Here is a 21,155-nt window from a genome sequence, read left to right on the forward strand (position 1 = left end):
GAAATCAGCCACTATGCAAAATCGGTTCAGGGTTGTTGAATTCCTGATTGTTAATTGTTAAATGTTAATTGTTAAATGTTAATTGTTAAATGGCTAAATGGTTAAATTGCTAAATGGTTGAATTAATGTTTTGTAGAATTTTACAGGCAGTTAATGAAGGCTACGCAAAGTTTCCCAAGGTCTTATTCATTGCCGTCTGCTTTAGCTGACCGATTTGTGATTGCAGAAAATGTTCAAAACCGCTTTAAGGGAAGCTTGAAGGATTTGGGGTAAAGTCAACTGCATTATTACCAGCAAGGCATTTGTTTAACTAACCAAACCAACACCTTCCCTTTAAAATACAATTTTAACCAAACAGCATCCATAGTCGGGCGTAAGAGTTTTAAAATCTTCCTTCATTTAAAACTTCCCCTCTATGAAAAAACACGCTTTCGCTCCGATACTTTTTTCTGCCTTTTTGCTACTGTTTTCAGCCTGCAGCAAAGAAAAAGACGCCTTAGCCGAAGGCCCCAATGGCCCCGGCTCCGGATTTGCCCAGGAACCCACCAGCACCCCGCTCAGCGCTACTATTAAAGAGGCTTCCGGCCTTGCCGACAGCAGAACCGCGCCGGGTAATTTGTGGGTAGCCGAAGACAGCGGCAACCCGCCGCAACTGCATTTATTAAACTATAAGGGGCAGGCTACGGGTAAAATTTACCTGAAAGGCGCCACCAACCGCGACTGGGAAGACATTGCTCTGGCCGGGAACACGCTTTACGTAGCTGACATTGGCGACAACAATAGCAGCAAATCGAACTATACCATTTACGAATTGCCGGAACCTGTCCTGGGAACCGATACCGTCCGGGAGTTTAACCGCATCCGGTTCCGCTATCCGGATGGCCCGCGCGACGCCGAAGCGGTGCTGGTAGACCCGCAAACCCATACGATTTACCTCCTTACCAAACGCGACAATCCTTCCAGAATTTATAAGCTAACGCCTCCCTTTAACTACCAGGCCATCGATACGGCTACTTTTGTGCAGGAACTTCCGTTTTCCGGCGTCGTAAGCGCGGCCCTCTCCCCCAATGGTTCGGAGGCCATTCTGAAAACGTATACCGGTTTATATTACTACAAGCAGCAGGCGCCAACGTCGGTAGATGCTTTATTCCGGCAGGAACCCAAAGAACTCGCTTACCAGATTGAGCCGCAAGGAGAAGCCGTTGCCTTTGCCCGCGATAATTCCGGGTTCTTCACCTTAAGCGAAAAAGGTTTATCTGATGCCGTTAACCTGTATTTTTATAAGCGGAAGTAAATAGACATTGGTATCTGGATATTGGTATCAGGACTTAAAACATGCAAAGGTTTAAAATTCAGCAGCGTACATAATTGTATTTCATGCTCAGGTTTGCGGCTATTTTAGTCTTGCTACTTAATTGTCATTTTGAAAGAAACTTATGAGAGAGTAGCTCAGAATTCACAAGATTCTTCCAGAATGACAGAAAAGAAATGGAATAATTGGGTAAACTAATTTGTCTACTTCCTTAGTAATGTTTAAAAGTAAATCAGGCATAATACTTTAACCGATAAATTCCTGAAAAAACGGTAGGTTTTCAGGCTAAAAAGGTAAGATTTGCGTTTTAAAACGGTATGAATCAATTACCCGTTTAAGCAACATCAACACCTGCCTGCCGCATGAATTTTACCCGCGACCTTTACGGAACTTCCCTCAGTTTACTTACCGATCTTTACCAGCTTACCATGGCCTACGGCTACTGGAAAAGCGGCCTGGCCGAAAAAGAAGCCGTTTTTCATCTGTACTTCCGCAAAAATCCTTTCGAAGGCGGTTATGCTGTTTGTGCCGGCCTGGAATATGCCGTGCAATATTTGCAGAGTTTGCAGTTTTCGGAAGATGACCTGGCTTATTTAAGCAGTTTGAAAAGCGCTACGGGCCAGGAACTGTTCGAAACCGGTTTTATAAACTACCTCCGACAGCTGAAATTTACGTGCGATGTGGATGCCATTCCGGAAGGAACCGTGGTGTTCCCGAACGAGCCCTTGATCCGCGTAACCGGTCCGCTGCTGCAGGCGCAACTTGTAGAAACCCCGCTCCTGACCCTGATCAATTTCCAGACTTTAATTGCTACCAAAGCTGCCCGCATTACCGAAGCCGCGCAAGGCGATCTGGTAATGGAATTCGGGATGCGGCGGGCTCAGGGCGTAGACGGTGCACTGGCGGCGGCAAGGGCCGTTTTTATAGGCGGGGCCAAAGCAACTTCCAACGTACTGGCCGGCAAGCTTTTCGGGTTTCCGGTAAAAGGCACGCACGCGCACAGCTGGGTAATGGCTTTCGAAGAGGAAGAAGAAGCGTTTGAAAAATATGCCGAAGCCTTCCCGAACGATTCCGTTTTTCTGGTAGATACTTACGACACGCTGGAAGGAGTAAAAAACGCTATTAAAGTGGCCCAAAAACTCCGGACCAAAGGTTCCGAACTGGCCGGCATCCGCCTCGACTCCGGCGACCTGACTTACCTGAGCCGGGAAGCCCGCAAATTATTAGATGAGGCCGGTTTTCCGAACGTTTCCATTGTGGCTTCCAACGACCTGGATGAATACCTGATCGCGGACCTAAAAAAACAAGGCGCCCGGATCGATACCTGGGGCATCGGCACCAGACTGGTTACCGCGTACGACCAACCAGCTTTAGGGGGCGTTTATAAAATGGGGGCTTTAAGAGATGAGAAAGGAAACTGGCAATACAAACTGAAGCTGTCGGAACAACTGGCCAAAACCTCTACGCCGGGTGTATTACAGGTTAGGCGGTTTATTTCGGAGGAAAACAAGTTTGTGGCCGACATGATCTGCAACGAAGCGGAACCGCTGCCGGAGCAAGCCTTAATCATCGATCCGTTCGATTTTACCCATCGCAAAGCCATCCCGGCCGGTACCCGCCACGAGGATCTGCTGATGCCGGTTTTCCGCGGCGGGGAACAGGTTTATAAACTGCCTTCCCTGCCGGAAATTCAGGCCAGAACGCAACAGCAGCTCCGGCAGCTTGATCCATCTTCCCGGCGTTTCCTGAACCCGCACGTGTACCCGGTCGGCCTGGAAGAAACCCTTTTTGAAATGAAAACGAACCTGGTTTTAAGTTACCGGAAAACAGAAGCGGCCTCATCCTGAGGCCGCTTCTGCATGGAAAATGGCATGTTAAATTTCAACCTAAAAAAATCATTTCGAAAGGCAAGTAGCAAGGCTGGAGTAACCACATAAATTCACAAACATTACAGTTATAAGCAATGGTACCAAATTAATTTAAACAACTGCCCGACCAACTTAATTATTAGCATTTGCTTGACGGGATTTGTAATCCCGTATTAACTGAGCCGTGGGATTTGTAATCCCACTTTCTAAAATTAACCTTGTCATGCACTACTACGATTGTCCTTTTGTAAGTCATCTATAAGTTCAAAGCTCCGAAATCACAAGATTCTTCCAGAATGACAGAAAAAGGAATGCGTATTATTCAAATTAGATTTGTCCTGATTCTTAATTTTTAAAGAACCTTACCTACTTAAAAAACCTTACGTATTTCCAATCCAAATACTAACATCCAGATACCAATGTCTTAAAAAGTCCAGGGGTATAGATCTGGTGGTGCGTTGGTGGCCAAGGGGGTATGCAGTGGGTGCAGGGCTTCGGTTTCGTCTATGAACATAAAAGCATCGTAGCGTTCCGGTACTACCGAAGGCACGTAATTGCCGAAGCGTTCGGTTTTAGGGTCGTACACCACACCAATGGCCCGATGCCCGATAGTGTCGCGGAGTTCCGGGACATGCTTCAGGTCTTTGGAAAGAATGAGCTTGTCTTCCGGGCTTATTTCGTGCAGGAAATGCTCCCAGCTCCCGCGTTGCGCTTCCGGCACATCCATTTTCTGCATGGGCGCGCCCCAGCTTTTTCCGGCAATCACGCTGCCTTTATAAGACCCGAAACCCACCGCAAAAACCTTGTCCCGGCCGTGTTGCTCGCGTACCAGCTGGCCTACGTTTAGCATACGGCTTCGGGCCATATCGGTAAAGCGGGCATCGCCGATGTGGGTATTATGCTCCCAGATAATGGCTTTGGCCTCCGGACCGTGGAATTGTAGCAGGCGGTTCAGGGTTTCTACCATGTGCTCGTCGCGCACGTTCCAGGAGTTAGAGCCTCCCTTCACCATGGCCCGGTAGTATTTTTCGGCATTTACCGTTACCAAAGCATTTTGTTCGGTACTGAACTGGGCTTCGTTCTCTTTGTCGAGCGCGGCCGCTTTTTCCCGGATACGGGTAAGCAGATCCAGCACTTCTTCCTCGCAATCCTGGGGCACAAAGGCAACGGCGCGGGCATATTCTTCCGGATCGTTGTTGAAGGGCTCGAAGCAATTTACCACCTTGCGGGCCGCTGTAACCAGTTCAGGGTCTTTGGCTTCCACGTAACTCAGGATCTCTTCCAGGCTTTCCCATAAACTGTACACATCCAGGCCGTAAAACCCGATCTTTTTGCTTACCGGTTTGGTCTGGTTATTTTCCTTCAGCCATTCCACCAACGCGGCTACTTCCCAGTTTCCCCACATCCAGGTTGGCCAGCGGTTAAAGTTCTGCAAAAGCTTGTGCACGGTATTGCTGCCGTCGGAATACCCCTTAACGTACCGGTTTACCAGGAAAGAATCGGGCCAGTCGCCTTCTACGGCAATAAAGTTAAAGCCTTTTTCCTGGATCAGGCGTTTGGAAATGGCAGTGCGCCAGGTATAGTATTCGGAAGTTCCGTGAGAGGCTTCGCCCAGCATTACAACCCGGGAATCGCCGATGGCTTCCATGAGGGGATTGAGGCTTTGCGCGTCTTCCAACAAATAGTGCCGAAAGGGTTTTTGATAGACCTTCTTCATAATTTTCGAATTAAGTAAACAGGTCTTAAATACTCTATTTCAGCGCCTTTCGTTGTTTTTTCGGCTTTTAACTGGTAAAGGATAGCGTTTCCGGTGGGGAGGGCACGGCATTTCCGGGCTGAATTTTTATAGTATTTTTCTAATTTAATTTATAACGTAATATATCAGATTGGATAAGTAAAAACAGCATCTAAGTACCAAAACAAAAGGCCGGAAAGTACTTTCCGGCCTTTTGTTTTTTTTTTACTAATTGAATTTCTTCCACTTAGCCTTTGCTGCCGAATACGCGTTTCAGCAGTTCGGTGGTTCGGGCAATCGGATTTTCTCGGATGTTAGCTTCCTCCTGGGCTACGAGCGTAAACAAACCGGCAATGGCTTTATCGGTAGCGTAAGCATTCAGGTCGGGGTTTACTTTCTGTACCAGTGGCACTTTATTGTAGGCTGTAATAATAGTGCCGTAATGCTTCGTGGCGTTTACTTTATCCAGCGACTTTTGAATGATCGGCTTAAAGGAAGCGGTTAGTTGCGGGGTGGTGGTGCGTTTCAGATATTGCGTTGCGGCATCCTTTTCTCCCCTCAGAATGTTCCAGACATCCCGGATGGTCAGGCTTTTTATGGCGGAAATGAAAATAGGTTTGGCGCTGGTAGCAGCATCTTCGGCGGCGCGGTTTAAGCTTACCACAAATTTATCGACCTCGCTGCCCATGCCCATGTTGCGTAAGGTGGTTTCCACTTTCTGAATTTCCGGCGGAAAAGGAATACGGATAAGGGAGTTGCCGTAATAGCCGTTGGTTTGCGAAGCCTGGGCGGTGCCTTTGGAGGTTCCCTGGATGAGGGCTTCTTTCAGACCGTTTGCTACTTCGGCTTCGGTTAAAGGCCGGTTGGTGGAACCCGTAGTTTTAGGCAGCCCCAAGCCGGAAACGTCGGGAATATTGAACTGGCCGGAGGCACAGGAAGAAAGCGAAGCAAAAAAAATGAGAAAAGAATAAAAACTTAACTTTTTCATACGTATTAGGTGGTTAACTTTGAAGCATATTAAGTAGCAAGCTTTGCATAAACCCTGCCAGATTATGAAACCGGTATTCGCAGAAATTATTACCATTGGCGACGAAATTCTTTACGGCCAGATAACCGATACCAACTCTGCCTGGCTGGGTACGGAACTCGGCCTGCTGGGGGTTCAGGTAAAACAGATTTCCTCCATAGCCGACAAAGCAACCGACCTGATCGAAGCCCTGGAAGAAGCCATGAACCGGGCCGACCTGATATTAATAACCGGCGGCCTGGGCCCAACCCGCGACGATATTACAAAAAAAACCTTAGCCGATTATTTTAAATGTGAGCTGAAACTGCACGAGCCTTCACTGGCCGACGTTACCGAACTTTTCCGGAGCCGCGGCCGCGAAATGACCGAAGCTAACCGTCAGCAGGCTTTTCTGCCGGAAAGCTGCATTCCGATCCGGAATATTATCGGTACGGCGCCGGGCATGTGGTTTGAGCATAAGGGCAAGATCATTGTTTCCATGCCGGGGGTGCCTTACGAAATGAAACGGATGATGACGGACCTGGTACTGCCGAAGATCAAAGAATCGTTCGAATTTCCGGTTATCATTCATAAGGTGATCCAGACCATTGGCATTGGCGAATCGTTCCTGGCGGACCAGCTTTCGGAATGGGAAGATGCTTTGCCGGAAAACATCAAACTGGCCTACCTCCCCCACCTGGCCGGCGTGCGGCTCCGCCTTACCGGTATCGGCTCCGACGCCGACGAACTGGAAGACCAATTGCTGAAAGAACTGAGCACGGTAAGTAACCTGATTTCCAAACACATTTTTGCCTACGGCGAAGTAAGCCTGGAAGAAACCATCGGCATGCTGCTGCTGGCCCGCAACATGACCATTGCCACTGCCGAAAGCTGCACCGGCGGCTACGTAGCGCACAAACTAACCAGCATTCCGGGCAGTTCCATGTACTACATGGGCAGCATTCTGGCCTACGACAACGAGGTAAAAATAAAGCAATTGCAGGTAAAGCCGGAAACCATCGAACAGCACGGCGCCGTGAGCGAACAGGTAGTCCGGGAGATGGCTGAAAACGTGCGCAAGATTATAGGAACCGATATTGGCATTGCCACCAGCGGCATTGCCGGTCCGGGCGGCGGCTCCGAAGATAAACCGGTGGGCACGCTTTGCATTGCCTATTCCGATGCCACCAAAACCATCAGCAAAAAACTCTTCTTCAACAAAGACCGCGAACTAAACATCGAATTTACCACCATGAGCTTGCTGAACCTGGTGCGGCAGAGTCTGCCTTAGGTTCGACTGTTCGATTGTTCGATATTCGATTGTTCGACTTTTTTTCTGAATTATTTACCGTTATGCGGAGAGTTAGAGAAGCGCTCTCCGCATGGTTGGAGAGCCAATCTCCCGATTGGCGTTTGAAGCAGTTCTGATTTTAGAAGAATGTAAATTTCAAGATTGGATTGCTAATTGTTCCAAGTTGTTCGGTTTTGGTAATTACGCCAATCGGGAGATTGGCTTTACGGAAATGCGTAGAGCACTTCGTTAACTCTACGCATAACGGAATAACGGAAAATGTTAAAATGAAAAACTCACTCTTCTTTCTTACCATTGTGCTTGTTTTCTCAGGATGTAAAAAACCCGAACCAAAACAAGAAAAAGCTGAAAAGTCCAAGGAGAAAATTGAAGTACAGAATCCTTTAACCAGGCTGGAAAAGGATTTTAAATTCAGCCATTTAACTGCGTTCGAAATAGACACCTTTAATTGGGAAACCAGGCCAGGCAATTATGTTGAGCTAGATTCTCAAACATTCAGATTGGTCTGGCAGGATCCAAAAAGGAAATTCATCGGTCAAGGGAATGATCGGGATTACCTTTATTCATGGCAAACAAAAACGCCGGATAGAATAGAATTTGTAATTCTTTCCCAAGACGAAAGCAGTTACTGCGATCTCCTTCAGTATTGCATTTTCGACAAGAATGGCAAGGCTATCGACAATTTCATCGTTGCTTCCAGTTGCGGAGATGGAGGTTGGAGTTACGAGTCCTCAGGGAAATTGATTGCCGAAAACAAATTCGAAATAAAAGGTACAGAGTCTGAAAGCGAACTTATCGGTTTAGAAAGCAATGAAACCATCGAAGGCGATTCAACTATAACGCATCTCACGATCGGCGAAAATGGCAAAGTAATGAAAGAAGAAATTTCAAAAGTTCATTTCAGAAAAAAGCTCTAATGTAACAACGTGAATTTTAGGATTTAAGCAATCCAAAAATGCTATGGTTTTAAGCCGAAAAACTGGGTTCCAAATATTTCTATCTATCCATCCATTTTTACCCACCAGAACGCTATCCGTCCCACCACAAAAATCCAACATTCGAATCTCGAAAATTCGAACCTACGAACCCGAGGTTAATTAGCTAAAATTATTACCTTTGCGACAGTTTTTGAACACATTCGAACAACGAATAACGACAAACGAACAACGAAAAAATATGGCACTTGTAGAAATGCTGATGCCCAAAATGGGTGAGAGTATCATGGAAGGTACGGTTCTGAAATGGTTGAAGCAGGTTGGCGACACCATCGAGCAGGATGAATCGGTACTGGAAGTAGCAACGGACAAAGTAGATACCGAAGTACCGGCCATTAATGCAGGTGTTTTAAAAGAGATTCTGGCCCAGGAAGGCGAAGTGGTTGCGGTAGGTAAACCAATTGCCATCATCAGCACCGGCGGCGACAACGGTCATGCAGGGGCTGCTCCGGCCGCGGCTGCTGTTTCGGCTCCTGCGCAAACGGCTACAGCTACCGTAGCTGCTCCGGCAATGGCTGCTTCCGGCGGTTCGGTAGCAAAGTTAGACCAACCGGCTTCCGGCCGTTTCTATTCGCCGCTGGTACTTAATATTGCCCGCGAAGAAGGTATCTCGATGCAGGAACTGGAATACATTCCGGGCACCGGCAAAGAAGGACGCGTATCTAAAAAAGACATTTTAGACTTCGTAGCCAACCGTGGCAAAGCTCCGGTTCAGGCGGCACCTCAGGTTAACGGCACGGCCCAAGCGGCTGCTCCGCAAGCGGCACCGGTTGCTGCTGCCCCGGCTCCTCAGGCTGCTCCACAGGTTTCTGCTACACCGGCTGCTTCTTACAGCGGTAACGTAGAGATCATCGAAATGGACCGCATGCGCAAAATGATCGCGCAACGCATGGTAGACAGCAAGCGCATCAGCCCGCACGTTACTTCTTTCGTGGAAGCCGACATGACCAACATCGTGAACTGGCGGAACAAAATGAAGGACAGCTACAAAAAACGCGAAGGCGAAAACCTGACCTTCACTCCGATCATCATCGAAGCCATTGTGAAAGCAATCAAAGATTTTCCGATGATCAATGTAAGCGTAGATGGCGACCGCATCATTAAGAAACGCGACATCAACATTGGCGTGGCGGTTGCGCTGCCAAGCGGAAACCTAATCGTTCCGGTAATTCACAACGCCGACCAGATGAACCTGAACGGTATAACCAAAAAGGTGAACGACCTGGCCAACCGCGCCCGCTTAAACAAACTTACGCCTGCCGACCTGGCTGAGCCTACTTACACCGTATCGAACGTAGGTTCTTTCGGAAACGTAATGGGTACGCCGATCATCATGCAGCCACAAGTGGCTATTATGGCCGTTGGTGCGATCAAGAAAAAGCCGGCCGTAATCGAAACGCCGCAAGGCGACCTGATCGGTATCCGTCAGTTCATGTTCCTGAGCCACTCCTACGACCACCGCGTGGTTGACGGTTCTCTGGGCGGCATGTTCGTACGCAAAGTAGCCGATTACCTGGAGAACTTCGATATGAACACTTCTATCTAGTTTTACAGCTTAAAACGATACTATTTTAAAAAGCCCCGGAGCAATCCGGGGCTTTTTAATTTATTCGAACTGACTTTTGTTAATTATTTTCTTTTGCTACCTTCCTGAAAATTAGCGCACGTTATGATCAGCACGCTTTTCAGGTTTTTCCGCTATCTCCTTTTAGGTTTACCACTTGGTTTTACGAACTGTAAATCGATTTATTACACCCCGTTTATGCACCAGGTGCCCTTGCTGAAGGAAGAGGATGACTTCGTGTATTCCGGGGGCATTTCGGTTTCGGAGAATGAGACCTATATGGCGGAAAATAGCTATGCCGGTTCCATATCCGATAAAATAGGCATAGTGATCAATAATTCCATTCAGCTTTCACCTATAAGCGTGGGCTTTAATATGAGTGGCGGAGCGGGCTATTTTAAACCGGTAAATGCAAAGGAGAACCTGATCTTCGAAACTTACGGCGGACTTGGCTATAACATGTTTTACAATGAAACCGGTACTTCAAATTTCTATCGTATTATTATTCAACCAGATTTTGGATTCCGGCATAAGTATGTAGAAGCGGCCGTAGCTACGCGGATGGTGGCCATGTATTCCGATCCTTCCAACAAGCACCGGGCCGGCATGCGTGAATACAACATCCATCAGGCTTACGATTTAAATGAAGGCATGTATTATATTTTTGAACCCGGTTTCGTTTTCCGCTTCGGCCTTGAGCACGTGAAACTACAGGTGCAGGTAGCAAGAGCAGCGCCTTTAACCTCCAAACCCATTTCCTACGACCGCCTGAGTTTTAATTTTGGTATTACTGTCAGGAATTAACCGAACCGTTTTTACCCCTTTGAATATGGCCAGGAAATGATACCAGAAGCTATTTCATAAATAAGAATGTCCTGTTGAGCGCTAGCGAAACAACTCGTCGGCCTGAAGCAAAACCGTTAATTCTGGCTTTTATGTTGTTGGCCGACGAAGTCCTTCGCTAGGGTTGCCCATGACATAATTAGGATTGGCAGAAATAATCACCCAGATCTGTGGTGCACCGACCCGCGCACTTCTAGTGCTCCACCAAATTAATTATTAGCGTTTGCTTGACGGGATTTGTAATCCCGTCTTAACCGAGCCGTGGGATTTGTAATCCCACTTTCTAAAAATTAAATTGGTAATGCACTAGTAGAAAAGGCAGGAATGGCTACGGCAGCAGCGAAACAACTTATCGGCGAATTGCGGACTTCTATTCTGGCGTATTTGCTATTGGCCGACGAGGTCCTTCAGAGCTACGCTCGCAAGTTTCGCGCTCCATCGCGCTCACTTGTGCTCAGGATGACACTTAGCAAACGGCACCACTACTGAAAACCAATCTTTGATGTCATATCCACTTTTCGAAATTCTAACCACAAAATTTTTCCCCACTCAGAATGACATTTTTTGAGATAGTTTCTAATTAATCGCGGAAACGTTGCGGATTCAGCCGAGGCTTTTTTATTTTAAATAACCACAGCAGGTTTGGCAAACTCTTTCTAACTTCGGACTTTAAAACGCTATTATTTTTGCTTTAAAACCTGCTATGAAAAATTTCCTTTTTATTTTACTTATTGCCGCTTCCCTGTTCCTGGCCATTTTATTTTACTGGCAATTCAGCTCGGCTCAGAAAGAAGTAAACCTCTCCCGCCAGCGCATTGCCGACCGCGATTCTAAAATTTACAAACAGGACCGGCTGATCGATTCGTTGCAGAAGCGGGTAACCGGCCTACCGCAACTAGCAGCCGGCGATACCATTGAGCTGGAAACGCCGCCTTCCGCCCAATTTGCGGATGAACTGGGCAGCCTGAGCGAAAGCGACATTAACCGGTTGCAGAAGAAAGGTTTACGTAACCCGGAAGTGGAATTGAAGAACAGCCTGATCAAAAACCAAAGCTCCCTGATACCGGTTAAGGGTACGGTTGGCGGCACCATGACTTTCCGCGACATCCGCATCCTGAACGACAGTTACGCGCTGGCCTATTTCGAAGACGGTCATAACGGCGGCAATATGCTCCTGAAGTATTCAGTAGCCAATGGCGTAGTAACCTGGAAAGTGCTGGACAGCTATTCGATGTAAAGAAGACTTCATTCAGATCTGAGAATTTTCGCTAAGTAGCAGGACTGAAATAACTGCCTGATTAGAACAGAAGACAAATTACTACAATCTTCTTAATTTCAGCTTCTTACACCTTTAATCCAGATACTAATATCCGGATACCAATGTCTTTTCACTTAAAAAAGAGCATGAGAATTCCCTTTAATTTACCTGCCGCATTGCTGCTTTTTTCCTTTGCCTGTGCAAATAATAAAATGCCCGAGCCCAAGCCTGTTACCGAAGATTGCACCCCGGGTTCGGTTACGTTTTCCGGCCAGGTTACTGCCATTGTTCAGCAGGATTGCGCCCTTTCCGGCTGCCACGGCTCAGGTTCACCCTATGGGGATTTTAATAAATATACCGATCTGAAAGCGAAAGTAGACAATGGCAGCTTCCGGAATTCGGTTCTGGAACAACATACCCCCGTAATGCCCCCGCCGGGTTCTACCGAACTTACCGAAGCCGAACGACAAACGCTGGAATGCTGGGTGAACGATGGCGCGCTGCAATAACTAAACCATAGACTTCAACTTTGTACATCAGAAGATGAATTAGTACATTTACCATAATTCAGGTTAAACTATATATCATCTTCGCTCTATGAAAAAAGTAATACTTGGTTTTGCTGCCTCCGCGCTTGTATTGGGGCTTCATGTAAGAGGCAATACCAACTCCATGACGCCGCCGGCCGGCTATACGGGCGCGCCCGGCCAGAGTAATTGCACCAGCTGCCATGCGGGTACGGTAAACTCCGGCTCCGGCTCGGTAAACCTGATCAGCGCGCCTGCCGCGTATGTACCCGGCGCTACCTATACGCTGCAACTGGTAGTAAACGATATTTCCCAGATGCGCTTCGGGTTCGAACTGGCCGCCCTGACCAGCAGTAACCAGCAGGCAGGCTCTTTTACCCTGATAAATGCCAACAATACCGCCATTCAAACGGCCAACCGCATCAGTTATGTTTCGCACCGGAACGCCGGCGTAGGCAATTCCTGGACATTTCAATGGACAGCGCCGGCTACCAATGTTGGGCCGGTTACCTTTTACATGGCCGGCAATGCCGCCAACGGCAACAGCTCCGACCGGGGCGACCTGATTTATACCAACCGCGTGATATTAAACCCCCAGGCCATCAGCGGTATTGTTGAAACCGAAAAAAGCGTTTCCAGGATCTACCCCAACCCGGTTAGCAGCACTTTAAACGTAGAACTGCCAAAAAGCCATTCCGTAAAAGTGCTCGACCATACCGGAAAAGAAGTAAGCAACCTGGCCGGAATTACAGAGAAGGAGCCGCTTGATGTCAGAAATTTCCCGAACGGCACGTATTTCTTACAGGTTACCGGCAAAGAAACCCGAGAGTTGAAACGGTTTGTAGTGCAGCATTAACCGGCAGAAGCAAAAAAAAAAGCAGCGTCCCGGATTGACGCTGCTTTTTTGCAGTCTCACAGAGAATTAATACTTCTTCTTTTTCATTGCCGCAACATCTTTGGTTTCAAGCATATTTCCGTTAGCATCGAAGGTTAAGTACATTTTTTTGTTTCCGTCCTTAGCTTTCACCCGGTACAATTTCCCTTTTTCCGGGGTGTCCATTTCCGTGTAATCGTCCATAGACCAGTTGCTGTAAGGGCCAGCGGTTAACGATTTGTTTACCGGTGCCGGTAACTGGTTTTTATGAATTTCGGTTTCGGTTTCTTCCCAAGCGCCTTCCGGTGTAAAATAGGCTTCCCATTCTTTGCCGTCCATTTTGAATTCGGCCTCATAAAGTCCTTTGTCCCGTTCCCAATCCCAGTCGGTTACCTTCATGTTGGGGTACTTGGTGTTAAAAGCAGAAGTAACCAACGCCGGCACCTGGTGCCCTCCTGCCCTTCCTTCGTTCTGGGCCCAAAGGGCCTGTACATTGCAAAGGCAAAAGCCCAACATAATCCATAAAGCCTTCTTCATAATAATAAAATTTAAGTTTTAATATTATTATAACGGCCTTTTACAAACACAGGTTAAAAGCAACATTAAGTTGTTTGATTCCTTCCCTAAAAAACGGTACGCTGTTAACTAAAAAAGTCCGCTCCCAGGAGCGGACTTTTCATTTTCAGTACGAAACCTATTCGTTAGGCCAGGGCTGCCAGGCTTTCTTCCAGCGCTTTGATCTTGGCTTCGGCATCGGCTTTTTTCTGGTATTCCTTTTCCAGTACTATTGCCGGTGCGCCGCTTACAAAACGCTCGTTGCTTAGTTTTTTATCTACCGAAGCCAGGAAACCTTTGGTATACTCCAGCTCTTTCTGCAGACGGTCTTTTTCGGCTTCAACATCGATGTTGCCTTCCATCGGCACAAAATACTCGTCCGGACCTTCCACAAAGCTGATCGCGTTATCGATAATGGCTTCGCTGTAGCTTACCGTTTCAAGGTTGGCCAGTTTGCGAATTATACTTTCGAAACCGTTGTAATAATGCGGCGAAGCGGTTTTCACATGCAGGTTCAGAGCTTTATTGTTCGGAATATTTTTGGTGTTCCGGATGTGGCGGATGCCGGCTACGATATCGAGCACGCGTTCCATTTTTTCGAGAAGAATGGTATCTACTTTATCGATCTTCGGCCAAGGGGCTATAATTAAGCAATCTTTAACCGGACGCTCTTTCAGTTCGTGCCAGATCTCTTCGGTAATGAACGGCATGAACGGATGCAGCACTTTCAGGATGTTTTCCAGGAAATGGTGCGTGGCCTTAAGCGTGTGCGGATCGATCGGTTTCTGGTAGGCCGGCTTGATCATTTCCAGATAAGAAGAACAGAAATCGTCCCAAACCAGCTTGTACACCGTCATTAAAGCATCGGAGATCCGGAATTTTTCGAAGTGTTCTTCCAGCACGGCAAACTCCTGATTGAAACGGCTTTCGAACCAGGCAATGGCGCTTTCGTTCGGGCTCTCCAGGGTCTGGTCGCATTCCCAGCTGCTGATCAGGCGGTACGCGTTCCAGATCTTGTTGCTGAAGTTCCGGCCCTGTTCGCACAGTTTCTCATCGAACAGAAGGTCGTTACCGGCCGGCGAGCTGTACAACATCCCGGTTCTTACGCCATCGGCGCCGTATTTCTCGATCAGGTCCAGCGGGTCCGGCGAGTTGCCTAATTGCTTCGACATTTTCCGGCCTTGCGTATCCCGTACGATACCGGTCAGGTACACGTTTTTGAACGGCATTTCTTTCCGGTACTCGTAGCCGGCCATAATCATGCGGGCCACCCAGAAGAAGAGTATTTCCGGAGCGGTAACCAGATCGTTGGTCGGGTAATAGTAGTTGATGTCTTTGTTGTCCGGGTCTTTGAAACCATCGAACACGGAGATCGGCCACAGCCAGGAAGAGAACCAGGTATCGAGTACGTCTTCATCCTGACGTAAGTCGCTTTCAGTCAGGTGCTGATTGCCGGTTTTTTCGCGGGCCATTTCCACGGCTTCCTCCAGGGTTGGCGCTACCACAAAGCTGCCATCGGCAAGGTAATACGCCGGGATCTGCTGCCCCCACCACAGTTGACGGGAAATGCACCAGTCGCGCACGTTTTCCATCCAGCTCCGGTACATGTTCTTGAATTTCGGCGGATGCAGCTTGATGTCGTCGTTCATTACCGCATCCAGGGCCGGTTTTGCCAGGGTATCCATTTTCACCCACCACTGCATCGAAAGTTTCGGTTCTATTACCGCGCCGGTTCTTTCGGAAGTCTGCAGCACGCTGGCGTATTCTTTTACGTCGGCCAGTAAGCCGGCCGGCTCCAGGTCTTTTACGATCTGCTTGCGCGCCGCAAAACGATCCTGCCCCACGTACAGCACCGCTTTTTCATTCAGCGTACCGTTGTCGTTCAGGATGTCGATCACCGGCAGGTTGTGCTTCACGCCCAGCTCGTAGTCGTTCAGGTCGTGCGCCGGGGTTACTTTTAAGCAGCCCGTTCCGAAATCCATGGCCACGTACTCATCGCCGATAATCGGAATGGCACGGTTCAGCAGGGGAATTAAAACGTTCTTGCCGATTAAGTGCTTGTAACGGTCGTCGTTCGGGTTTACCGCCACGGCCACGTCGGCCATAATGGTTTCCGGACGCGAGGTGGCTACTACAATAAATTCTTCGGAACCTTCGAGCTTGTACCGGAGATGGTACATTTTGGCGGTGGTTTCCTTCGCAATTACTTCTTCGTCGGAAATAGCCGTTAAACCCACCGGATCCCAGTTAACCATGCGCACGCCGCGGTAGATCTTGCCTTTGCGGTACAGGTCCACGAATACATCGATCACGGCTTTGGTCAGGTCCGGCTCCATGGTGAAACGGGTGCGGTCCCAGTCACAGGAAGCGCCTAATTTCTTCAGCTGCTCCAGGATAATGCCGCCGTATTTGTTTTTCCATTCCCAGGCGTATTCCAGAAATTCTTCACGGGAAAGGTCGGTTTTCTGAATGCCTTTTTCGCGGAGCATGGCCACCACTTTGGCTTCGGTAGCAATAGAAGCGTGGTCGGTGCCCGGTACCCAGCAGGCTTCCTTGCCCTGCATGCGGGCGCGGCGGATAAGCACATCCTGAATGGTATTGTTGAGCATGTGGCCCATGTGCAGCACGCCGGTTACGTTAGGCGGCGGAATTACGATGGTGTAAGGCTGTTTGCGTGGGTTGGGTTTAGAGCGGAAAAAGCCCTGTTCCATCCAGGTCTTGTACCACTTTTCTTCGGTTTCTTTCGGATTATACGTTTTGGCTATCGACATCTTTCTTCTGATTTGAAAATTTGGAAAAAAGGAGATTTGAAAATGAAATCTTCCTTATTCCTTTACCGGCAGAACCGGCCGTTTTCGGTAAAAAGCAAAATTAGGGATTTTTTCAGATGTTCGATTTTTGAAGCACCGATTCGGACTTTTTTATTTGGAGAAGGTAGCGTTTTGAAGGCGGGAATTGGGGTGGATTTAGCGGGAAGCGGCTTGTCGGGAAGTTCCTGCAGGTTGTTTTTGGTAGAAGGTATTTACGGAAGTCTGGAGACTTCCTTTTGTTCTTCAGGCCCAAGTGACGCTTACGCTTAACACTTGCGCCAGCGACGGAGAATGCGTATTATTCAATTTAAATTTGTCCTGATTCTTATTACAATATATTTTCAGGCTACTATTTTTCTTTACGCATCAGGTAATTTGCAACAGCCTGATAGGCTGGTAAAGAATAGGGATCGTTTGCACTATTGGCTGCTACGGGATGGGAGGCTAAACGAACAAGTACCATTTCGGCTTTGGGGTCTATGTATATCGTTTGGCCGTGTACCCCACGAGCAGCAAAGGCGCTATCGGCATTTTCGGTAATCCACCACATATCCCGGTACGACCATCCTTTTAACCCAGAATGCCCGGATTTCGCAAAAGCCTCTTTGCTTCCGCCTTTTTCAATGTCGGCAACTGCTGCCATAGGAATAATTTGTTTCCCGTGCCACTTGCCCATATCAAGGATCAACTGCCCAAACCGACCCAAATCACGAAGGCCTGCACTAAGTCCGCCTCCGGCAAAAGGAACGCCAAGGGCATCTACCTGATAATAAGCATCCTCTTCCATCCCTATTTTGCTCCAGATATTTTCTGATAGTAGCTGGGCCACCGATTTTCCGGTAACTTTTGAAATAATCCAACCCAGCGCATCGGAATTTACCGTTTTATAGCCGAAGGCTTCGCCGTGTTTTCCCTGCTTTTTAACGGTTTCCAAATAAGCATAATAACCAACAGGTCCTTTATAGCCTTTTGGTTTTGGAAAGGGATTGCCGGCAGCTGAAAAGTCCCAAAGTTCGGCTTTGGGGTCGGCATAATCTTCGCTGTATTTTAATGCCGTAGTCATATCCATAACCTGCCGAACGGTAGCATCTCCGAAAGCCGATTTCTTTAGCTCAGGCACGTAAAACGATACCAATTTATTTGGATCTAACCGCCCTTCTGCAACCAGTATAGCCGCCAATGTTCCGGTAAATGATTTGGTAAGCGACATTACAGCATGAACGTTTTTCTCTGTTAGCGCCCCAAAATAGCGTTCATAAACGATTTTGCCTTTATGCAGGATCAGAATGCCATCCGTATAATTCTTCCATAGCGATTGCTCCCACGTCATTGTTTTATTTTCGCCCCAGGGCAGAAATTCAAGGGCATCAATCTTAGGATCGAGCTCGTAGGTGAATGGAGCAGGTTTGTCCGGGCCACGGGAAACATTTACCGTGGGTAAAAATTCACGCATATGTACCACACTATACCGCAGCCCGGGAAAACTGAAAAAAGATCCATCGGCCACGCTTAAAACCTTCTCCTTTGGCGTTGGAAAACCCTGCATCCAGCCCATTTTTATCGGGTCACTTTCCTTTGCAGATAAAAAGTCATGCTGCTGCGCCTGCAGATTTGGGGTTACCAGGCAGGCTACCAGCACAGGGAATAAGCCCTTTTCAATTTTCGATAAAAAATGGATCTGTCGCATAAAACATGTTTTTTTGAATTTTTAATTTATGCGTTCTATTTCATTCCGCTGTCCGGGTATTGGGATTCTGTTTTCCCGTATGCCCCAACCGGATCGTTTCCTGTTGTCCCAGATTTAAATATTCCAACTACATCAGGGCTTAATCTGAACGACTTGAAAATAAAGGCTATGTTGCAAAATGGTTTTCATTTGAAGACTCAAAATAACTGGGATAAGCCAGCTTAAAGCGGAAACTACCATAATAACGAATGCAGCTACCGGCCAGCCTGACAGCGAAATAAGAATGGCGCAAATATACAGGGTGATTGTAAGATAGGTCTTTCGGAAACTTTTGGAAAACGTTTTTATGGTTTCAGCATCTTTGATGTGTAAGGCCAGCAGATGTCTGGATAAAAAGAAGTAGCACAGGCTGGTGACCATAATGTTTATTGCATAAACAGTTACTGCAACTTCAGTCATGGCATTTTTGCCCATCGCGGAGGTTGTAAACGGAATAAAGGAGAGCCAAAACAGACAAAATAAATTAATCCAAAGCGTTTTGTTGCTGACCTGACTAACATTGCGGAAAATATTATGATGGCTTACCCAGAAATTCCCAATAATTAAAAAGCTCAAGGCATACCCGGCAAAGATTGGCCAGGCATTCAGATAGCTTTTCAAGTTGGGGTTATCAGGCACGTGGAGATCTAACACCATTATCGTAATAATAATGGCTATTACGCCATCGGAGAATGCTATCAGCTGGTTTTCACTCATTCTGGTTCACTTGTTTATACGAAACAGGTGAGACAGGCAAAAGTTAATCTAAGGTCTGCACCCCGCCTCCATTTACGAAAAGAACCTGCCCGCTAACCCAGTTGGAAATTGGGGCGGCAAAATACAGCACGGCTCCTGCAATATCTTCTGGCTCGCCCAGCCTTTTTATTGGGGTATGCGACAACATTCTGTCCTTAATTTCAGGTGTCAAAACTTTCTCCAGAGCAGCAGTACGGGTGGCGCCCGGGCCAATTGCATTTATCCGGATACCATCCGGCCCGTAATCGTGGGCCAAATTAGCCGTCATGTGATTTACCGCTGCCTTTGAAGAAGCATAGGCGCTAATTGCAGGGCTTTTGTTGATACTGGCCATAGAAGACATATTGATAATGCTGCCATAGCCGGAGGTTTTCATATGTGGGGCAACCAACTGGCATAAACGCCACATACTAAACACATTCATCTTAAAAACACGTTCAAAGGCTTCAACAGAAATCTGAGAAGGACTTTCTCTACCGGCTCCGCCGCCACCTGCATTGTTTACTAAAATATTGATTTGCCCGTATACTTCCATTGTTCTGTTTACTAAATTGACCAGGGCTTCATCTTTCGTTACATCGCAGTCAATTGCAATGGCTTTTCCACCGGCGTCGTTTATTTCCCGGGCTGTTTTTTCGGCTGCTTCCAAATTGTAGTCTGAGACCACTACTTTCGCACCGTAGGCTGCAAGTATTTCACAACTTGCTTTACCGATCCCGTTTGCCCCACCCGTTACGATGGCAGTTTTTCCTGTTAGATCCAACAATTTTGATGTATCCATAATCTTTGTTGTTGTTTTGTGACGGGTGGTTTCTAAGTTTGCCTATTACGTCTGGGCTAAAAAACGTTTTAATGGTTTTTAGCTTTTGTTGGCAAGCGTTATTTTTTATCCTTTTTTAGCACTGTTTCGATTGCAACAATATTCTTATCTCCGTTCTCAATACTTTCACTATATGAGCAATGTCTGACGGAGTATTTGTACTTTTTCTTGTCCAAGAATAGTAGGTACTTTTGCTTATCCTTAAAGTAGATGTCACAATTAGAAAATTCTGAATCTAAGTCAATTAATTCTCCGGTTTTTAGTTTCCCCTTATATGAAGTTATAATTCGTACCTTAACTCTGTAACTTTGGTCAGGTTTGCTAAAATAGTAATCAATCCTTTCTTCAGGCGTGTCTAGTAGTTCTACTACTTCGATTATAACAATATTTTTTGTTTCCTTTATATGACTCTCAATAGGTGTCATTGTACAAGTACAAGCCCAAGAAGAAACTGCAAACATTAAAATTGTAATTGTAAAAACTAATTTGATAAGTTTCATAAATTCTAATGTATGCCAACTTCCGAATAAACAACACTACTACGTTTATCTGCATTATGTAACAGGGTTTTTCAGCGCTACTTTTAAGCCCCTTCTCAATACTGCTCCTTCGTTCCACGCGCAAACAGCATAGCTCAACAGCCAAGATAGCAAATTGTTACCGGCAAGCAAAGACAGAAGTGCCTCCGTGCAGCGCTCCAGCCTGAACGCTATGCTTTATAAACAAAAAACCCGCCGAAGCGGGTTTTTAAAATCATAAGTATACCAAATCTTAGCTTGCTTCGGCGTGAAGCCACTGTTTTTTGGCCAGCAGTTCTTCTTCGGTTTCGCGGTAATCTGGATCGTCTACACAGCAGTCTACCGGGCAAACGGCGGCGCATTGCGGTTCTTCGTGGAAACCAACGCACTCGGTGCATTTATCGGAAACAATATAGTAGAACTCTTCGGAAATCGGGGTTTGGGCCGCTTTGGCATCCACCACATCTCCGCCGTCAATTTTAACTTCACCCGTCAGCGAGGTACCGCCGCCCCAGGTCCACTTGGCACCGCCTTCGTAAATGGCAGTGTTCGGGCATTCTGGTTCACAGGCGCCACAGTTAATACACTCATCTGTGATCATTATCGCCATAATCGTATCTCCTGTTTTATATTTTTAAATTTTATATACGTAATTTCGAGCCGCAAAAGTAGGAAC

The 21,155-nt window shown here is 47.1% G+C and carries 18 protein-coding genes; 9 read left to right on the plus strand and 9 right to left on the minus strand.

What is annotated here, in order from left to right:
- Positions 1 to 415 precede the first annotated feature (415 nt).
- Positions 416 to 1,294 (plus strand): hypothetical protein, encoded by an 879-nt coding sequence (locus F0P94_RS03860; protein WP_150902485.1) that lies wholly within the window; start codon positions 416 to 418, stop codon positions 1,292 to 1,294.
- A 380-nt stretch (positions 1,295 to 1,674) separates the two neighbouring features.
- Positions 1,675 to 3,159 carry a nicotinate phosphoribosyltransferase gene (locus F0P94_RS03865; RefSeq protein WP_150902486.1) on the plus strand — a complete coding sequence of 495 codons (1,485 nt, stop codon included), beginning with the start codon at positions 1,675 to 1,677 and terminating at the stop codon, positions 3,157 to 3,159.
- Between the two features lie 445 nt (positions 3,160 to 3,604).
- On the opposite strand, the gene F0P94_RS03870 is transcribed toward F0P94_RS03865, so the two are convergent.
- Both F0P94_RS03870 and F0P94_RS03875 read right to left on the minus strand, forming a co-directional pair.
- The gene (locus tag F0P94_RS03870; RefSeq protein ID WP_150902487.1) at positions 3,605 to 4,897 is read right to left on the minus strand and encodes an erythromycin esterase family protein; all 1,293 of its coding nucleotides are present in this window, start codon (positions 4,895 to 4,897) and stop codon (positions 3,605 to 3,607) included.
- A 265-nt stretch (positions 4,898 to 5,162) separates the two neighbouring features.
- A complete protein-coding gene (locus tag F0P94_RS03875; protein ID WP_150902488.1) occupies positions 5,163 to 5,903 on the minus strand; it encodes a DUF4197 domain-containing protein in 741 nt (246 codons plus the stop codon).
- 64 nt (positions 5,904 to 5,967) lie between these two features.
- On the opposite strand from F0P94_RS03875, the gene F0P94_RS03880 reads away from it, so the two are divergent.
- The 7 genes from F0P94_RS03880 (at position 5,968) to F0P94_RS03910 (ending at position 13,276) form a co-directional block, all read left to right on the plus strand.
- Positions 5,968 to 7,212, plus strand: a complete 1,245-nt coding sequence (locus tag F0P94_RS03880) for a competence/damage-inducible protein A (protein WP_150902489.1) — start codon at positions 5,968 to 5,970, stop codon at positions 7,210 to 7,212.
- A 287-nt stretch (positions 7,213 to 7,499) separates the two neighbouring features.
- On the plus strand, positions 7,500 to 8,150 hold the full coding sequence (locus F0P94_RS03885; RefSeq protein WP_150902490.1) for a hypothetical protein: 651 nt from the start codon (positions 7,500 to 7,502) through the stop codon (positions 8,148 to 8,150).
- A 259-nt stretch (positions 8,151 to 8,409) separates the two neighbouring features.
- On the plus strand, positions 8,410 to 9,774 hold the full coding sequence (locus F0P94_RS03890) for a dihydrolipoamide acetyltransferase family protein (RefSeq protein WP_150902491.1): 1,365 nt from the start codon (positions 8,410 to 8,412) through the stop codon (positions 9,772 to 9,774).
- 123 nt (positions 9,775 to 9,897) lie between these two features.
- On the plus strand, positions 9,898 to 10,596 hold the full coding sequence (locus tag F0P94_RS03895) for a hypothetical protein (RefSeq protein WP_150902492.1): 699 nt from the start codon (positions 9,898 to 9,900) through the stop codon (positions 10,594 to 10,596).
- 742 nt (positions 10,597 to 11,338) lie between these two features.
- On the plus strand, positions 11,339 to 11,872 hold the full coding sequence (locus tag F0P94_RS03900) for a hypothetical protein (RefSeq protein ID WP_150902493.1): 534 nt from the start codon (positions 11,339 to 11,341) through the stop codon (positions 11,870 to 11,872).
- Positions 11,873 to 12,039: 167 nt separating this feature from the next.
- Complete coding sequence (locus F0P94_RS03905; protein WP_150902494.1) at positions 12,040 to 12,402, plus strand: hypothetical protein; 363 nt, start codon at positions 12,040 to 12,042, stop codon at positions 12,400 to 12,402.
- Positions 12,403 to 12,490: 88 nt separating this feature from the next.
- Positions 12,491 to 13,276: a choice-of-anchor V domain-containing protein gene (locus F0P94_RS03910; protein WP_150902495.1), complete on the plus strand. Its 786-nt coding sequence runs from the start codon at positions 12,491 to 12,493 to the stop codon at positions 13,274 to 13,276.
- A gap of 66 nt (positions 13,277 to 13,342) precedes the next feature.
- On the opposite strand, the gene F0P94_RS03915 is transcribed toward F0P94_RS03910, so the two are convergent.
- From F0P94_RS03915 to F0P94_RS03945, 7 genes are all read right to left on the minus strand, one after another.
- A complete protein-coding gene (locus F0P94_RS03915) occupies positions 13,343 to 13,831 on the minus strand; it encodes a PepSY-like domain-containing protein (protein ID WP_150902496.1) in 489 nt (162 codons plus the stop codon).
- Between the two features lie 164 nt (positions 13,832 to 13,995).
- A complete protein-coding gene (locus F0P94_RS03920) occupies positions 13,996 to 16,620 on the minus strand; it encodes a valine--tRNA ligase (RefSeq protein ID WP_150902497.1) in 2,625 nt (874 codons plus the stop codon).
- A 388-nt stretch (positions 16,621 to 17,008) separates the two neighbouring features.
- Positions 17,009 to 18,346 (minus strand): serine hydrolase domain-containing protein, encoded by a 1,338-nt coding sequence (locus tag F0P94_RS03925; protein WP_150902498.1) that lies wholly within the window; start codon positions 18,344 to 18,346, stop codon positions 17,009 to 17,011.
- A 132-nt stretch (positions 18,347 to 18,478) separates the two neighbouring features.
- Complete coding sequence (locus F0P94_RS03930) at positions 18,479 to 19,102, minus strand: TMEM175 family protein (protein ID WP_150902499.1); 624 nt, start codon at positions 19,100 to 19,102, stop codon at positions 18,479 to 18,481.
- A gap of 43 nt (positions 19,103 to 19,145) precedes the next feature.
- A complete protein-coding gene (locus F0P94_RS03935) occupies positions 19,146 to 19,922 on the minus strand; it encodes a glucose 1-dehydrogenase (RefSeq protein ID WP_150902500.1) in 777 nt (258 codons plus the stop codon).
- A gap of 98 nt (positions 19,923 to 20,020) precedes the next feature.
- Entirely contained in the window at positions 20,021 to 20,461 is a 441-nt protein-coding gene (locus F0P94_RS03940; RefSeq protein ID WP_150902501.1) for a hypothetical protein, read from the minus strand.
- A 271-nt stretch (positions 20,462 to 20,732) separates the two neighbouring features.
- Positions 20,733 to 21,089 (minus strand): 4Fe-4S binding protein, encoded by a 357-nt coding sequence (locus tag F0P94_RS03945; RefSeq protein ID WP_150902502.1) that lies wholly within the window; start codon positions 21,087 to 21,089, stop codon positions 20,733 to 20,735.
- Positions 21,090 to 21,155 lie beyond the last annotated feature (66 nt).

Origin of the sequence: Adhaeribacter soli (assembly GCF_008727925.1) — a bacterium.
Lineage (GTDB): Bacteria > Bacteroidota > Bacteroidia > Cytophagales > Hymenobacteraceae > Adhaeribacter_A > Adhaeribacter_A soli.